Annotated in this window: 14 protein-coding genes, 1 tRNA gene and 1 pseudogene; 9 read left to right on the plus strand and 7 right to left on the minus strand. The window is 45.7% G+C overall.

The genetic code is table 11. The features are described from left to right. The first annotated feature begins 74 nt into the window (after positions 1-74). Positions 75-506: a hypothetical protein gene (locus SIB41_RS04715; RefSeq protein WP_236066105.1), complete on the plus strand. Its 432-nt coding sequence runs from the start codon at positions 75-77 to the stop codon at positions 504-506. Here the strand turns inward: SIB41_RS04715 and SIB41_RS04720 are convergent. Then, positions 503-1,018: a hypothetical protein gene (locus SIB41_RS04720; protein ID WP_413360851.1), complete on the minus strand. Its 516-nt coding sequence runs from the start codon at positions 1,016-1,018 to the stop codon at positions 503-505. The two genes, SIB41_RS04715 and SIB41_RS04720, sit on opposite strands and share 4 nt — an antisense overlap. Before the next feature lie 151 nt (positions 1,019-1,169). Here SIB41_RS04720 and SIB41_RS04725 point away from each other — a divergent pair, with 151 nt between their 5' ends. From SIB41_RS04725 to SIB41_RS04740, 4 genes and pseudogenes are all read left to right on the plus strand, one after another. Further along, positions 1,170-1,895 carry a response regulator gene (locus tag SIB41_RS04725; RefSeq protein ID WP_011130183.1) on the plus strand — a complete coding sequence of 242 codons (726 nt, stop codon included), beginning with the start codon at positions 1,170-1,172 and terminating at the stop codon, positions 1,893-1,895. Next, on the plus strand, positions 1,895-3,217 hold the full coding sequence (locus tag SIB41_RS04730) for an ATP-binding protein (protein ID WP_413360853.1): 1,323 nt from the start codon (positions 1,895-1,897) through the stop codon (positions 3,215-3,217). The genes SIB41_RS04725 and SIB41_RS04730 overlap by 1 nt, the downstream gene beginning before the upstream one ends. A gap of 132 nt (positions 3,218-3,349) precedes the next feature. Further along, positions 3,350-4,279, plus strand: a complete 930-nt coding sequence (ppk2, locus tag SIB41_RS04735) for a polyphosphate kinase 2 (protein WP_413360855.1) — start codon at positions 3,350-3,352, stop codon at positions 4,277-4,279. 343 nt (positions 4,280-4,622) lie between these two features. Continuing rightward, positions 4,623-6,214, plus strand: a pseudogene (locus tag SIB41_RS04740) (iron uptake porin). 448 nt (positions 6,215-6,662) lie between these two features. On the opposite strand, the gene fldA reads toward SIB41_RS04740, so the two are convergent. Then, positions 6,663-7,187 carry a flavodoxin FldA gene (gene fldA, locus SIB41_RS04745; RefSeq protein ID WP_011130179.1) on the minus strand — a complete coding sequence of 175 codons (525 nt, stop codon included), beginning with the start codon at positions 7,185-7,187 and terminating at the stop codon, positions 6,663-6,665. Between the two features lie 948 nt (positions 7,188-8,135). Here fldA and SIB41_RS04750 point away from each other — a divergent pair. The 3 genes from SIB41_RS04750 (at position 8,136) to SIB41_RS04760 (ending at position 11,581) form a co-directional block, all read left to right on the plus strand. After that, positions 8,136-8,549: a hypothetical protein gene (locus tag SIB41_RS04750; RefSeq protein ID WP_063398065.1), complete on the plus strand. Its 414-nt coding sequence runs from the start codon at positions 8,136-8,138 to the stop codon at positions 8,547-8,549. Between the two features lie 667 nt (positions 8,550-9,216). Beyond that, positions 9,217-10,062, plus strand: coding sequence for a type 1 glutamine amidotransferase (locus tag SIB41_RS04755; RefSeq protein WP_413360858.1), 846 nt, complete (start codon positions 9,217-9,219; stop codon positions 10,060-10,062). Between the two features lie 433 nt (positions 10,063-10,495). Further along, positions 10,496-11,581 carry a fatty acid desaturase gene (locus tag SIB41_RS04760; protein ID WP_413360861.1) on the plus strand — a complete coding sequence of 362 codons (1,086 nt, stop codon included), beginning with the start codon at positions 10,496-10,498 and terminating at the stop codon, positions 11,579-11,581. A gap of 97 nt (positions 11,582-11,678) precedes the next feature. Here SIB41_RS04760 and SIB41_RS04765 read toward each other — a convergent pair. After that, positions 11,679-11,765: transfer RNA gene (locus tag SIB41_RS04765), tRNA-Ser, on the minus strand. Between the two features lie 77 nt (positions 11,766-11,842). After that, positions 11,843-12,094 (minus strand): hypothetical protein, encoded by a 252-nt coding sequence (locus SIB41_RS04770; protein ID WP_413360863.1) that lies wholly within the window; start codon positions 12,092-12,094, stop codon positions 11,843-11,845. Between the two features lie 145 nt (positions 12,095-12,239). Between SIB41_RS04770 and SIB41_RS04775 the strand changes: the two genes are divergently transcribed. Next, positions 12,240-12,692: an early protein (E6) gene (locus SIB41_RS04775; RefSeq protein WP_413360866.1), complete on the plus strand. Its 453-nt coding sequence runs from the start codon at positions 12,240-12,242 to the stop codon at positions 12,690-12,692. Here SIB41_RS04775 and SIB41_RS04780 read toward each other — a convergent pair. From SIB41_RS04780 to nrdJ, 3 genes are all read right to left on the minus strand, one after another. Further along, positions 12,655-12,993, minus strand: coding sequence for a hypothetical protein (locus tag SIB41_RS04780; protein WP_413360868.1), 339 nt, complete (start codon positions 12,991-12,993; stop codon positions 12,655-12,657). The genes SIB41_RS04775 and SIB41_RS04780 overlap by 38 nt on opposite strands. A gap of 358 nt (positions 12,994-13,351) precedes the next feature. Beyond that, complete coding sequence (locus tag SIB41_RS04785; RefSeq protein WP_011130172.1) at positions 13,352-13,618, minus strand: spectrin repeat-containing protein; 267 nt, start codon at positions 13,616-13,618, stop codon at positions 13,352-13,354. Between the two features lie 172 nt (positions 13,619-13,790). Continuing rightward, a complete protein-coding gene (gene nrdJ, locus SIB41_RS04790) occupies positions 13,791-16,133 on the minus strand; it encodes a ribonucleoside-triphosphate reductase, adenosylcobalamin-dependent (protein ID WP_197524598.1) in 2,343 nt (780 codons plus the stop codon). Between the last annotated feature and the right edge of the window lie 29 nt (positions 16,134-16,162).

The following is a 16,162-nucleotide window of genomic DNA, read 5'->3' on the forward strand; positions in this document are numbered from 1 at the left end:
CGGTCTATTGAAAACACTTTTATACCTCCCATTGGCAGGTATGCAGGCTTGAAGATCGAATTAATCGTGTCCTGTTGAAGCGGACCCCCCTACTGACTTATCCCATGAGCAGTCCTCTTCGAAAATTCAATAACTCAGATCGTCAACGACAGGTTTTCCGCAGATCTCGACCCAGAAAGGTGCTTCCTCTTTGGCGTCAATGTGTTGAATCGATGCTGATGTTGGTTGGCGGCATCGGTTTATTAGCTTTTTTGAACTGGATTCCTCAACGACTCGATGGGGTGGTGATTGTCAGCGAAGCAATCGCTGATCTGATTCGCGGTATCACTCATCTGCTTGAGGCCCTTTTGGGTCTTGGTTCGGTGATTTTGTTAGCTGGACTCGTGATGCTTGGACTAATCCTTCTCCTTGGTGGCAGCTGGCGGATGTTGAGGTTTTTTACACAACTATGGAGTAGGCCGAAGAAGGTTTCCAGAAGGCCAATCCGTCGCCAGATGCGTCGTTAGTGCTTGCGAGGATGAGGATGCGGCGCCAGCGATCTTTGCAGCATCCAAAGTTCCTCCATCGTTATATCTCTATCGTTGTTTAAATCCAGTTTGTTGAAGTTGTTGGCCAGCCAGCGGATTGACTGAGCTTCATCGCGATTGAGTTTCCCATTGCCGTCGATATCGGCTTGCTTGAAACGTTGTTGGAGACGTTTACCGTTTGGATGAGTGCCGGGAGGTCGCAAGTCCTCTAAAACTAAATAACCTCGTGAATTCTTTCTATTCAGCCTTCTTATCAGGTAAGTCTTTTCTCCAACCTCGCTTGCATCCAGCCGACCATCGCCGTTGAGGTCCAGTCGTAAGAACATGGCTTCCATGCGTTGGCCGTAATACTTAATGCCATCTGGTAGTGCTTCGGCAGCGGTTTGGTTCAGCAGAGCTCCAGCGCTGATCAGTCCTGCAGTGATCAACCTGAAAACCTTTGACTGCAATGATTTCGGCCAGCAAAGAGGGGGCCTTGGCTGATTTGTCATGCAATCAGCCTATGGATCGTGTCCATCAATGTCGATGACTGAACTATGACCAAAGCTCTTTGAGCTGTGACATGCTCCAACCCCTTTAAAAAAAGCGATAGAGATTGTCTATACCATCGAGGAACAGTGGCTTCTAGAGCACGCAATAGTGATGGAACGCTCCTCGATGATCTGGGTTGTGGACGATGACCCAGAACTGCGTCAGATGGTGGGTACCTATCTGATTGACCAGGGTTATGACGTTCGCTGTCTCAGCGATGTCAAGCAACTGGAAGCACGGTTGGAATTTCAACGACCTGATCTTGTTGTCCTTGACTTGATGCTGCCGGGTGATGATGGCCTTTCCGCTCTGCGTCGTTTGCGTGATGCAGGGGATGATTTGCCTGTTGTGATGCTTACCGCGAGGGGGGAGGCCGTTGATCGGATCATCGGTCTCGAGCAAGGTGCAGACGATTACCTCGGCAAGCCATTCCTTCCACGAGAGCTTTCTGCTCGTATTGAAGCCGTTTTGAGACGGCGCTGTGCGCTTCCTGCTGGCACCCCTTTAGCCGAGGGTGGCGATGTGGTTTTTGGTGGGAATGTGTTGAATCTTTCCGCTCGTACCCTGACCCAAAATGGTTCTCCAGTTGTGATTACGAGTGGAGAATTCAGCTTGTTGTCCGCCTTTGTACAACATCCTCATCGCCCTCTTTCTAGGGAAAGATTGATTGAACTCGCACGTGGGCCAGCTTGTGATACAGATAGTCGAAGCATGGATGTTCAGGTTTCGAGGGTGAGAAGGTTGGTTGAACCCGATTCCAGTCGACCTCGCTATATCCAGACGGTATGGGGCTATGGATATGTTTTTGTCCCTGATGGTGAGCCCAGGTCTCGCTGATGACGCGGATACAACGCAGGTCGGCGATCGTGTTCACTGCTTTGGGCTGGAGTGGCGTTGTTCTTGGCAGTTGGGCGCTTTGTCTATTGGTTTTGCAGGTGCTCTTTGGCCGACAGTTAGAGATGCTTCAGACCGTTCAACTTGGTCGTGATCTATCACTCAACGTTCGTCTTACTGAGTTAGCTCTTGAGCGGTATCCCCCTGCTTTGGTTTCTGAGCTAACAGGGCTGGATCTAGCAGTGATCGATCGACCACTAGATCCGCCCCGATTTGATCATTCTCTTCAGCGGCAAACAGATGCGCTTCAGAGGCAGCTATGCCAACGACTCTCCCATTGTCCAATTTTGGTTCCTTTCTCGGCTGAAGCTGCGCAACGTGGAGCTTGGATTGAACTTATTTCCCCTTTAGAGCCCGTTTGGCTCCGAGTTGGACTGCGTTCCGCGTTTGGTTGGCCACCGGAGCCAATCATGTTTGGGCTCGCTTTGGTTGGTGCCGTGGTGATTTGTGGTGGTCTTTTTCTTCTCTTTCAGGTTGATCGACCGTTGAGGGGGCTGGAAAGGGCTCTCGCTCGTGTTGGCGATGGTATTGATCCTGAGGCTGTAGCAGCAGTTGGAGCTCCTGAAGTTCAACGCCTCACACAACGTTTCAACGCCATGCTTTTACGCTTATCGGCCAACCGCCGTGAAAGGGCAACGATGCTTGCAGGCATCGCCCACGATCTGAGAGCCCCCATAACTCGACTCAGTTTTCGGCTGTCTTTGCCATCCCTCAGTGCTAAGGATAGTGAGCAATGTTCAAGGGATTTAGAGTCTCTTGAGCGAATTACTGGCCAGTTTCTTCTTTTTGCCGGTGGTGGTGATAGCGAAGCCTTGGTGGAGTTGCCTCTAGAGGCGTGGATGGCAGAAGTCTGCGCTGCTCATTCTGCCGACTTGCTGAGGCTTGATCTTCAACCTCTTATGGCCAAGGTGAGGCCTGTTGCCTTGGGACGAGCAGTTGTCAATCTCATCGACAATGCATTTACCTACGGTTTAGCCCCCGTGACTGTGTCGCTGCGTGGCTTTGAACACAGCTATCACATCGAAGTTTGGGACCAGGGGAAAGGCATGCCAATGGATCAGTGGGAGCGAGCCTTACAACCTTTTCAACGCTTGGATGAATCACGCCGGGAACAGGGGCATAGCGGCCTCGGGTTGGCGATCGTTGCTCATGTTGTTAGTCGACATGCAGGCCAACTTAGTTTTGTTGCTTCTGATCGAACCACTAAAGATCAACCTGGTCGATTTGCCGTAAGGCTTCAATTGCCTTTTAATCCTCCTGACTAGTCATTGGCGTAAAACGCCGTTGATATTCTCAATTGTTTTTGTCAGATTGCTCAAGGATTTATAAAATTTGATTGATGTTTTCTTTTTGTCACTTTAGCAGGCAATACAAGTTTGCTTTGCTAGAAAGATGAAATGGGCAAAGACAAGAACAAGAAACAGAAGAAGGCTTCTGTGTCATCAGAGAGAATCAGTGAGCTGGATATGGAAAGACTTGATGCTACTGATCAAGATATCCAACATCCATCAGCATTTTTAGATGGTCTTCATTCAAGTGCTCAACGTCTCAACAAGAAGCTATATGAGTCTGAATTGAAGAAGTTTCAGTCTGATTTGGTGAGGATGCAGTACTGGATAAAAGCCACTGGTTTTCGCATGATTGTGCTGTTTGAAGGCCGTGATGCAGCTGGTAAAGGGGGCACGATCAAACGATTGACAGAACCTTTGAATCCCCGAGGTTGCCGTGTTGTGGCCTTGGGAACTCCATCAGATCAACAAAAGACTCAGTGGTATTTCCAGCGATACGTTGATCATTTCCCTAGCGCTGGAGAAATTGTCGTGTTTGATCGCAGTTGGTATAACCGCGCTGGAGTGGAACGGGTCATGGGTTTTTGTACACAAGATGAGCTAGATCGCTTCTATCAAGCTTGTCCTCAATTTGAAAGGATGCTCGTACAAAGTGGCATTCTTTTACTCAAGTATTGGTTTTCAGTTAGTGACGTACAACAGGAGGCCAGATTCCAGTCAAGGATTAACGATTTTACGCGTCGTTGGAAGCTTAGCGAGATGGATCTTGAGGCTCGTAATCGTTGGGTTGAATTTTCCAAAGCAAAGGATGTGATGTTGACTCACACTAATATTCCTGAAGCTCCATGGTTCACCGTAGAGGCTGATGATAAACGTAGAGCTCGTCTAAATTGTATTCGGCATTTGCTCGGCAAGGTCCCCTGGGAAGACATGACACCGCCGGCCATCAAACTTCCAGCTAGGCCTGAACAGGGTGAATATGAGCGCCCACCAATTAATGAGCAGTTTTTTGTACCCAATGCCTATCCTTATGATTGATCTTATTGGACTCCTCCCCTTAATAATGTTTCTATCATAGTAGTCAGTACTCCTCAGTCTCAATACTATCTTGCAGAATTTGATGGCGTTGCCTATGTGTCGACAGTTTTATTTTTACAAGGCTAGCTTTCAAGTCTAACCAATAATTAAGACAGGTCTTTCGTAGAGATTCATTGATTAGAGCGCCTTCAATTGCATGTCAAGTATTACATGCAGAATTCGATGCTTCATCTTGATACTATCGCAATTTCTGTCGGTATAGGCACTAATAGTCTTTCAAAGGCTCATGCTAATAACAGATCATTATCATCCGCCTTTCTCCCCTATCTGTGTGAGGAACCAAATGAAACTCTTCCAGCAATTGCTGGTGGCACCTGCTGCCTTGGGCCTGATGGCTCCTATGGCTGCTAATGCCGCAGACCTAGACATCAAAGGTGTGTCCGATTATTCGGCCTCCAGCGAGCAGGTCACCAGCATCTCCCAATTCCAAGATGTTTACCCAACCGATTGGGCTTATCAGGCGCTGAGCAACCTGATTGAGCGCTACGGCTGTGTGGCTGGCTATCCAAGTGGTAGCTACCTGGGCAACAGAGCAATGACCCGCTTTGAAGCGGCTGCTCTATTGAATGCCTGCCTCGATCGCATCACTGAAGTCACCGACGAACTGCGTCGTCTGCTCAACGAATTCGAGCAGGAGCTCGCCATCCTCAAGGCCGTGTTGATGGCCAAGCCCGCGTTGGTGAACTGGAAGCCACTCAGTTCTCCACCACCACCAAGCTTGTTGGTCAGGCTTCCTTTGTTATCGGTGCAAATAGCTTTGCTGGCTCACTTGACGACGTAAGAGATATCTATAACAAAGAGTGGGGTGCAACCAGCTTCAACTATGACCTTGAGCTTGTGCTGAACACTAGCTTTACAGGTAAGGACTCACTGTCTACTACTTTGCGTGCAGGTAACTTCGGAAAGACTGTATTCGGAGGAGATGGACCCACAAACCTCTCGACCTTGGAAGTTGCGTCTGAGTCAGAAACTGGTGCCGATCTCGTGTATATCGACAAGATTTTTTACCAATTCCCGATTGGTGAGAACTTCTCCGCAACTCTTGGCGCAATCGTTGGCCAGGAAGACATGCTTGCAATTTGGCCAACGGCCTATGCAAGTGATGGATCTTCAACGGTTTTGGATGTTGTCACATTACCTGGTGCATCAGCTGGTGCTTTCAACAAAAACCTGGGTCAGGGCGCTGGCATTTGGTGGGAGAACAATGGTTGGGCAATCAGTGTCAATTATGTTGCTGCCAATGGACGTAACGGTGATCCCAATTCCAATGATGATCTTTGTGGTGGCATAGCTAATGATTGTTCAGCTGGAACAGGAACTGCTCAAATCGGATATATCGATGAGCAGTGGGGTGTCGCTGCGACCTATAGCTATCTTCAAAATAATGATCTTGTCCTTTACTCGAGTATGGATGTAGCTGATAGCTACGGATTCACTTCTGGAACCGATAGCTATACAAATGCCTTCGCATTGTCTGCATACTGGAATCCTCAAGAGAATGGTTGGATCCCTTCAGTTAGCCTTGGCTGGGGCATCAATTCATCCAGCTTTGAGGATGACCATGATGTTTACAAGGGAGAAGTTTCTCAGTCGCAGTCCTGGATGGTTGGTCTCGAATGGAATGATCTGTTTGTTGAAGGTAACGCTGGTGGTTTCGCGATCGGCCAGGCACCATTCGCAACCAGGCTTAAAGGTGGTGGCACACCTCATGATGGAAACTATGTTTCAGAGCTTTGGTATAAGTTCCAGGCGACTGACAACATTGTTGTTACCCCAGGCCTCTTCTATCTGAGCCGCCCTGTCTCAGGGCTTATGGATACTGAAGAAACACTCAACCAGTTTGGTGGTGTATTGAGAACGACATTCAGCTTCTAGATCGCAAGCTTTGACTTGCATCAACAGCTTGATATTTCAAAGTTGTGTTTGAAGATAATCCAGAGCATTTTTTATACTCTTCCATATGAAATTGTAGATTGCAAAAGGCGTTTGCAATTTTTACTTGATCAACTATTTGTTTAATCCATATAGGCATTACACATTTCACGGTAATAGAACCTAGCGAATTTAATGTTTAATAGAGTATCCTGCTTATCGCTTTCAGGCACTAGCAGGCCTGTTAAGCTCGCGAACAATCTAATAATCTCAGAGCAAAGCATGAATCAGAGATATTTAATTATCTTATCTTTACTGTGGTGATGAAATATGTTATTTCTTCATCGATTAATACCAGGCTATTAATCGATCGATGAGATGTGAAAAAAAGAGTGGATGAGTTGTTTGCAATTGTGATCTCTTGTTTAATAGAGATATCTTGTAAGTATCATTAATTTAACGCAGGTATCTCTTGCTTGAGCTGAATTGCCCATGACATCAGTCGATCATCCGTCATGTCTGATTCGCTGTCTTCATCGAGTGGTAGACCACAGAACTTGTCCCCTATTAAACTCTTTGAATCTTCAAATGTATAACCATCTTTTGATACATATCCCACCATTGTCGCTCCTGCATTTTTGAAGCATTGATGTAGCTCTTCAATAGCATCACAGAAGTTTTCGGTATAAGTCGATGAGTCTCCGAGCCCATAGATTGCGACTTGTTTACCACTAAGGCTTAGCTTGGAGATGCCTTCGAGCATTGAATCCCACGCTGTACCAGATCGTTCACTATCTGCACCTGTGTTCCATGTTGGAATACCGCAGATAATCGCATCTAAATCGTTTAGCGGGCTTAAGTCCTGTAGATCAGCTAAATCCTGAGGTGTATTTGTGCCATTGAGGAGAGGATGAAGCCGATCAGCAATATCCTCAGTTTTACCTGTTGTTGTTGCAAAGTAGATGCCGACAGCCATGGATTCAATAAAAGCAAACCAGTCTTAATGCAGCAAGGCTTATTAAGGTCGTCCATTATTAACTCAATGCCGTGCTTATTTATACAAATTATTGATTATTCTAGACGTCTCTAAGATTTTCCTTTGCAAGCAAGCTCTGTTGCAGGCATTTTATAAATAAAGGGAATGTGGTTTTTTATGAAATTTAGGGTTAGACCAGGCAATGATTTGTTCAATCTTCTCTCTTTAAGAAACTGAATCATTAGTGAGGCTTGTTAATTGAATGAGGCTCTTGCTAGATGAGCCCTTAAAGAGCTGCAGGATTTGAATCAAATGAGTGATTTATGTTCCTTCAAAACAATATTCTATATGCCTTCAGCATGATTTTACTGTCTTCGACAGAATGTGTTAGTAAGACTTTCTATTTATTCTTAAATTAATAATCATCTTGTTTATTATCAACCTATGCTGACAGTGTTTATTCACTATCGCTTGGTTTATTTAATTTCTAATGACTTAGATTCAACAAAGCCAGTATTGACATTATTCGATTCATGTCTCATGGTTAAAGAAATCAGCATTGTCATTGGTTGTGGGGATTATTGTTAAAGGATTCTTTTGAGCTTTGCTCTATAGGCAGCAATCTTTATACCTTTGTGCTTTAACTCAGCTGATGGCTTATCCGTTGAGGCGTTCCATCCAAAATCCGGCTAACTGCCAGCTGGTCCAAAGAAATATACCTAGGAATGCCCAGTTCATCCATACAGGGCGTTCTGGGTTGTCCATCCTCGGATTCATGATTAATTCAAATCATGGCAGCATTCCCTCATTATTCAATCGGGATGAAGGAATTGATGCACTCTCTGGATTTGGCAATGTCTCCTTAGAGTGATTTCAATACAGCCTTTTTGCTTTTCTTGCCATTGCAGGCCTGTTAACCCGTCATGATGGAGGATCCGATGATGCCTTATGGCAGATGCTCCCTATTTAATCGCCTTGGCCTTGCTTGAGCAAAATGGTAAGCGTGCACTACCACTTTCAGGTAAATCACAGTCTCTCCCACCGAGCAATGCGGACGTTGGTGGTCAACAGGCGCGTCATGACATGCCATCAGATGATGGCAAGGCCCTTGCGTTGGAATTATTGCTGCGCATATGGCAACGTACAGATGACGGCCCCTTGAACCGAGCTGTTGGAGCAAACAGCTTCCTACTTGTAGAACTGCCAATGGAGCGTTTACCGGAGGATCTACCCGCAATCAAGGCAGCCTGGATCCAAAACGGAGACTTCTCGAGCTTCCTTCTTGATTTAAAAAAAATAGCCGAAAGAGGCTGGACCCTAGAGTTTGCTAAATATCAGCCAGTTAGCTTCAAGGCTTGGTAATGGGTCGGCTAAGCAATTATATTCTGCGATTATTTATGATTACGGTTTTAGACTTTATCACTATCAACTCTATTGTTCATTGACTAGACATTGATTTCCACCTACTTGGTGAGGTTGATTTTTATACATAAACCAGCATCTCTATTGAAGCTTTTATTCGATTGCGACTTGTCGATCATAGATGCAAGATAAAAAAATGATTTCTGCTGTGAATCTTGTCGATTGATTAATTATAATCTTTCTATTTGATATTGCGTACTTATCTCATTTGGCCTTCATGATCTTCCAATAGATGTTACTTTCAGAGCCCCGATATTGAAGAAAAAACTCCTACTGACTCTATACCTTATTTTCCCTGTGAATTTCACTCGAAGCACTCGCTCATTTGCAATTGGCTGCTTGATTCTCTCACTTTGCAGATCTAAGATTAGTCATGCTCATCATGATGCTGATTAAATCCTCCAGACAGACGCTGAATTTTTACGTAATCAGCAGCTTATATCTTTTTATGGTTGAAATGCTTGCGCAATGCTTTCGTCCAATGACTTTATTGCTTTTCGTGATTCTATAATAAATCAAATCTGCCTGTTGTAAATGTCATTCATAACCACAAGGTATTATTTTATAGCCACTGTTTTTTCTTGCTTTAGTTGCATTTATTAGTTTATTGAGCTCGTTTCAACAGCCAACCCTTGTCAATCAGGCTGTTGGTACTGCTGTAGCAGTTAACCTCAACAATATTAGTGTGACAAATTCATTTTCTATTCAAATGACACGCCTCTTTGTTGTTCAACATTTAGACCGTGAAACTCCTGGTTTGTTTGAAGACCTTGCTCAACAACACGGCATGGCAGTTCATGTCATCCGTGTGGACCTAGGGGAACCTTTGCCTTCTTTGGTTAAAGGAGATGGTTTGCTGGTCCTAGGAGGGCCGATGGGCGTAGGCGATCTGCATAACCCAGCCTTCCCATGGTTAGAGGATGAGGTTCTTTTAATTCAACAAGCCTTGGAGCATCAGATCCCTTTTGCTGGTGTCTGTCTTGGTGCACAGTTACTTGCACATGCTTGTGGTGGTGGCGTTGAACCGCTGTTGGGCGGCGATCCACCGCGACCACTTGCGGAGGTCGGGTGGGCACCAATTAAATCAACGCTCGAGGCAGGAAATCAGTCAGTCATCAGGTCTTTAATCCAGCCACTGGATGTTTTGCATTGGCATGGCGACAGGATAATTCTGCCTAAAAATGCCAACGTTCTTGCCAGTAGTGTTCGCTGCCGTGAGCAATTGTTCAGAATTGGCCCATTGGCTTATGGGCTCCAGTTTCATCTAGAAGTCGAGGATGAAGATGTTTTTCGATGGATTGCTGAAGACAATGATTTCATCTGTGCAGCCCTTGGCGATAACGCAGCAGATATTTTGCGTGATCAGCAGCAATTGTATAGTAGTAGCAGTAGACCTAGGCGGCTAAAGCTACTTTCAGATTTGTTTGGCGAGCTTTGGCCATCACAATTTTAGATCATTGGATATTCTGCAATCTATTGCTGCGATATTTTTCGCTGACACTCTAAGTCGGATTCGTTATATGAATCACAATCGATTTATAGCCTGATCTTTTATAGGTTTAAGACATGATGCTTTGTCGTCAATATATTTATTTGAAGAGTATTTGGCTTGGATCTCTGCTTCTCCTGTATTGTTACTCAATGAAGTTCTCAATACCTTTTAAGTGCTGCTTGCCTAGCCATCATCTCCAGATCAGTTGCACTATATGTGTTTAACCCGCTTAGTGATTTCATCCACCTCTATGCAAAGGCACAGTTTGCTGATAAAAGTGGCATATTATAGGGACACTTCAAACGTTAGCCAGATCCCAACACAATCCTACGATCCACCAATCCCACCAGAGAACAGGCCTCTAAACAGGACTGATTTCGTCATTGAGCCCTACTTGCAACGCAGTGACCCTTGGGCTTGTTGGCAGTTGTTCTCCACTCTTGTTCCGATCGCTGGATTATGGCTGATGGTGTCATTGATTGGGCTTGCATCCTCTCCAGTTGGCATGAAGGCTGTTCAATTATTCATTGTTCTTCTCCTATTGGTTTTGCTTTCGTCTCGCTGCTTTGCTTTAATGCATGATTGCGGACACGGTTCTCTTTTTCACTCCCGATGGCTCAACCGCTTGGCCGGTTTTTTTCTTGGAGTGCTGAATGCGATACCTCAGCACCCTTGGTCACGAGGGCATGCATATCATCATAAGCACAATGGAAATTGGCAGCTTTATCGAGGCCCTTCAGCTTTATTAACTCTTGCTCAGTATCAATCTCTATCTAAAGTTAACAAGATTATTTATTTTATAAGTCGCCATCCATTGATGTTATTTCCTGGTGGCTTCTTTTACCTCATAATCAAGCCTCGATTGGCCTTGATTCTGGGATTAACAGAATATTGTTGGTCTAAGTGCCGTCAATTTGTTGTAGGTCTTCGAGATGAGGGCTGGAAAAGTATCAATAGTTTTAGCTCTCAATTACTGAAGCACCAGTCTAGTTATTGGTATACCTCTGGAGAGTTAGCTGATCTTCTGGCAAATAACCTCTTAGTACTAGTAAGTTGGATATTAATGAGTCGATGGCTCGGAGTCGGTCTGTTTTGGACTTGTTACTCGTTGGTGATGACAGCTTCGGCAGCAATCTTTATTTGCATCTTTTTTGTTCAACATAATTTCGAGGGTTCCTATGCTCATGGTAATGACGACTGGAGTTACTTTACTGCAGCAATTGAAGGCAGTAGCAATTTAGATATTCCACTATGGCTTAATTGGTTTTTTGCAGATATTTCTTTTCATAGCATTCATCATCTTTGCGAGCGGATACCTAATTATAGATTGAAGGCATGCCATACACATAATAAAGCACTTCTGCATGGAGCAAAGAAATTACGAATTACAGAGATACCAGATTGCTTTGCTTATATTCTTTGGGACTCAGACTCCAATAAGTTAGTCACGCTTGCTGAAGCAGATCTACAATCTGTTTGACTAGACCATTTTAATCGTAGATATTCTATTTGCTTTCACCACAATCTATATAGAAACTGTTTTGAAATCTAATCATCTGATATTACGGTAACCAAAACGGAGAGGGTGGGATTCGAACCCACGATGCCCTTGCGGACATGCTGGTTTTCAAGACCAGAGCCATCAACCACTCGACCACCTCTCCCTCAACTGACTCGATCAAGTCAGCTTTGATAGTTTAAACCATGACATTGAATGGATGATGACCATGCTCGTATTTGATCAGACTACAGTGTCTTCTGTCAGCCATGGCCAACGCTTTTCACTCGTCATAGCAAGCAAATCATCGTCTTTCTCTGCATTGCCGCCGTGGAATAAACCCATAAACTGAAGAGAAGAAATAAAAGTTTCCAACTTTTCAAAATTGCCATTTGCGGGAAGCTCATTGACGGATGAAGGAGATAATTCATTGCGCACATTGCTCCAATTTAGTGATGAAGATGAATCGAAATCATCTTTTTCATCCGTGCCCATTTTTAATCCTGTAAGAATCTCACGAATATCTCATTTATATTGTAGAGGTGTATTGACTATATTCCATCGATATGTCAACATATTAAATTGCTTGCAGATCCTTTGACTAATTATGTTTGCCAATGCATGACTTGAGAAGTTACTGATGCCTAGTAAGCCTCGAGATCGGCTCGGAGAAGTTTATGGTCGCCTAACTGTTGTTCGTGCGTCCGATCGCAGAACCGCAGCAGGCAACTGCTATTGGTGGTGCCGTTGTAGCTGCGGCAATGAACGTGAAGTTCCGAGTGACTCTTTATCTCATCGGTTGAGAAAGAAAAAGAATATTACCGAATGCATTGAATGTTCTCGTGAACTCACAACTGAGGCTGTTTGTGATAAGAATGATCGTGAGGAGAACTTAAGAAGAAAGCAGGCACTAATTAATCGAAAGAATCTTGTCGGTAAGGTTCCAGATCAATGGCTAAAACTTCCCTTAACTGATGCTCATGCCAGGGAAATTGGAGTAAAGAAATTTTTTAGAGGCACTTATTGTCTTAATGGTCACCTTTCTCCTTATCGAATCAATGGTGGCTGCTTGGCTTGTAATAGAGCTGAATAGGATGCCTGTTAACCAATATTCCATGTACTCTGATTGGTATTGCTTTCCAAGCAGCCATAACATTCATTCCCGTAGCCCATATCCCCATGCCTACCAGGCATGCGCTAATGGCTCCCATGCCTACGCAGCCAATGCTCACTAAGCCCATGGATACCACTCCAATACTTACAAAGCCCATCGGCACGATGCCGATTGCAATGATTCCACGCGGAGCAATCCCAATAGCAAAAATCTTTGCTAAAGCGGAAAACTCTTCTCCTCGTTTCGATTGATTTGGTCCATCAACAATTTTGGGCTTCATGCTTGTATGGCTGCACGTTAATAGTAATACCCTAAGGCTAGTTGCCCATCTCTAGCCATCGCAAAGATCAATCAATCAATTTGATAGGAGGATGGTTAATGTATTTATCCTGCGATTAAGGCTATATCTGTTTTTTAAACCTTTTTTTGGTTTTGTTCGAGGCATGTGATTGATAGGTTTTCCAACGTAGAGATCAGTGATGAAAAAAAATACAGAATGAATTCCATGCTTCTTGGAGTCTCTGCTTCATTCTTCTTGTCAAACTCCTATTGAAAAGTTGTTAACTATTGATGTGTTGGTCTGTCTATCATTCTTCAGGTTCATGAGCATCGTGTTTACGTGGATCTAAGGCAATATTTTAGGTTTTTACACTCACCATTCGAAGTTTATTTTCGCGGTCTTCCAGTAGTGTCCTTAGCCACTTGGCGGCGATCGCACGAGAGATGGTGCGATTATGTAGAAATTCGCAAATCACCAGATATAAGGGGCCTGTATTGGATTCAATATTGAATTGAGCATCGTATGCAAGTAACTGCTCATCTGTTTGACAAGCCCTGAGTTTGTCGACTATTGCTTCGCGTGTGCTTTTACTCATCGCATTGACCTTGATCTTGGCAGTGCTCATTGGCTTAAGGAGGTGTAGATCGAACTTGCCTCACCCCATAAATAGCCACCTATCGCTTTTGGTTGCAATGGTCTTTACCAACCAATTGATTTGGTTTTGTCAGAATTTTATGCCTCTTGCCTAGAGATCCGTCCTGGTGAACCATCCAGCACGGATCCCATCAGCGTTTTTGTCAGCTCCCAGGTTTGGCAAGTGGAAGTAGGCATTTGTCTGAGTCACAGCCTGCCGGCCCCGCCTCCATCAGTTCACCTTGGTCATAGGAGTGAAGAGCTTCGAAGAAGTTGCTCCTCACCCTCCGATTAACCACCTCTGCTTGCAGGCGCTCGAATGTGTTTGCATCGATCGGTTCAAACGGCAAGCGCGGGAAGGTGGCATTGTGGGCATCGAAGCGAGCAAGCAGCGCAGCAGAGATGTAGCCCTCACTGTTGTCAATGGCCTGATGCAATGCTTCGCCCAGACTCTCTATCTCATCCTCACGCAGTTCGATCGTCGCTGAAGTGTTGTGGGCCGTGTAATGGCTTTGCACTTGCATGTAGAAATCAAATTGAGCTAGTGCTGAGAAGTTATTGATATTGACAGCATCGGCTCCAGGCAGGTTGGCCCAGCTGACTTCCGTGGGGATTTCAACCAACCATTCGCTGCAGCGTGGATCAAATGGATCATCCAGCAAGCGACCCTGCTCATCTTTATCAGACTGAGACGGCACAACGGTGTATCCGTAGTCCATACATGCCATCGCCACTGGATCATTCTTGCGGAAGGTAATCCGACGAATGAAACGCTGGGCCTTAGGAGGATGCCATCCCGGCGCTGCTCCTGTAAGCAGACTTTTCGTTCCGGCTGGTTGAACTGTGGTGCAACGGCTAGGGCGACGCAACTCGTGGCGATCGCAATAGTCCCAGACAGTTTCGTTGACTATTTTTTTCCAACGAATCAAAAAGGATGCTTCCTTTTGCTTGAATTGGCGACCTTCATCTGTGTCTGGTCGACCGTTTTCCCACCATCTGAGCCAGGCAGTACCGAAGGCATGGACGAAGAAGTCAAATAAACCAGTAAAACTCACGCCCACAATTGGATCCCAGGCACGGCTTTGGCGATATCTGGGAACTTCAAAGCGATGGTTTAGTAGGCAGGCAACAGATAGAGCAGCAGCTTTGAAAGCATCGGCTTGACCGTCTTCATCGCAAGGGTCGATTTGGTTGAGATGGATTTCGGCCAAATTGCAGTGAAAGTCGGCTCCAAGAATTTCCCCGCATGGGTTTAGGCCATAGCGGCCTAGTCGATGCTCTAGTTCGCTGGCATCGATCGGACCGTGGTTGGTCTGCAACCAGCGGCCTGCTTCGTCTTTTCCCTGATCGCAGTAGATCCCAATGAATTCCTGGCGTAATTCTTGTGTGGTGAGCAGGTCTGCATTGGAGCGAGCAATGGCCTCTGGTGCGAATTGAATGGCACCCTCTCCAGAATGGAATTGTTTTCTTACGGCTTCAACCACAATCGATCGGCTCGGTCTGTTGTGGTAAACCCTGGTGTGATTGGCCATGCGTAGCGCATCTTTTTCGGGATCGATGCGCCAATTACCTTCGGCATCTTGTTGCCAGAGATTTTCTTTGGCTTCTGCAGCTGCAAGATCTTCCGCCGAGAACTGACGCATGCCAGCACTGCGGCGAATGTTGCCTGCCACGATTGTTACTGCGGCTTCGTCGATTAAGAGGCAACACTCCACTGAAGTGAGGCGACGGCCGACTGCTTTACCAAGCAGTCGAGCGACACGGGTATAAAGATCCTTCAGCTTCACTGGATTGGCCATGCCACCGAAGCCCTTGAGGGTCTCGCCTACTGGCCTTACGTCGGAAAGGTCAATACTCACATTGATGGTTCGTCCAGCGAAGCGCTCATCGCTGCATAGTTCGAGTAATAACTGATAGCTGTCAACCCAGCCACGACGCGTGTCTCCAACCTTGATCAAGACGTTGTCGTTTTCAATGCTGTGCGTTGTCTGCTCTTGTCTTTGATGTGCTGCTGTTAGGCCAATATCTGTGACGCCAACGATTTTGATGGGGTTGCGAACCACCGGAAGCTGATCAATCAAGTGAGGTTCAATGACAGCACCAGTTCCGCAGCCCATCATCGCAAGGTCCATCATTAGACCAAAGGCTTCCCAGTCCACCAGGTTGGTGGATGTGCAGTTATAGGCACCTGAGAAATTCTCTGCTCTTTCGATCCAATCAGTTCCACCGATCCATAGCCAACGACCAGAGGGGAGAGCCTTTTTCTCGGCTTGCATGCGCGACATCAGCGCTACTTCCTCAGCTCTGAGTTTGCCGAGTTGCTGCAGTCCTTGGAGGTTGCGTGTGCTGACTTCGTTCCAGCTTTCTCGTCCCGACGAGGTGCGGCGGCTGTAAGTGCGATAAAAAACCGGGTTAGCCGCTGGAGCCGTGGCAGGGAAATCACCACGCTGTCCGCTGGCTTCTAAGGCTGTCATTGCTATCTCAGGTCTGCTCGAAGTCAGGGTCATAGGTTGGCTTATGCCGATAAGTACGGGAA

It is taken from the genome of Prochlorococcus sp. MIT 1201 (assembly GCF_047303415.1).
Taxonomy (GTDB): Bacteria; Cyanobacteriota; Cyanobacteriia; order PCC-6307; family Cyanobiaceae; genus Prochlorococcus; species Prochlorococcus marinus_D.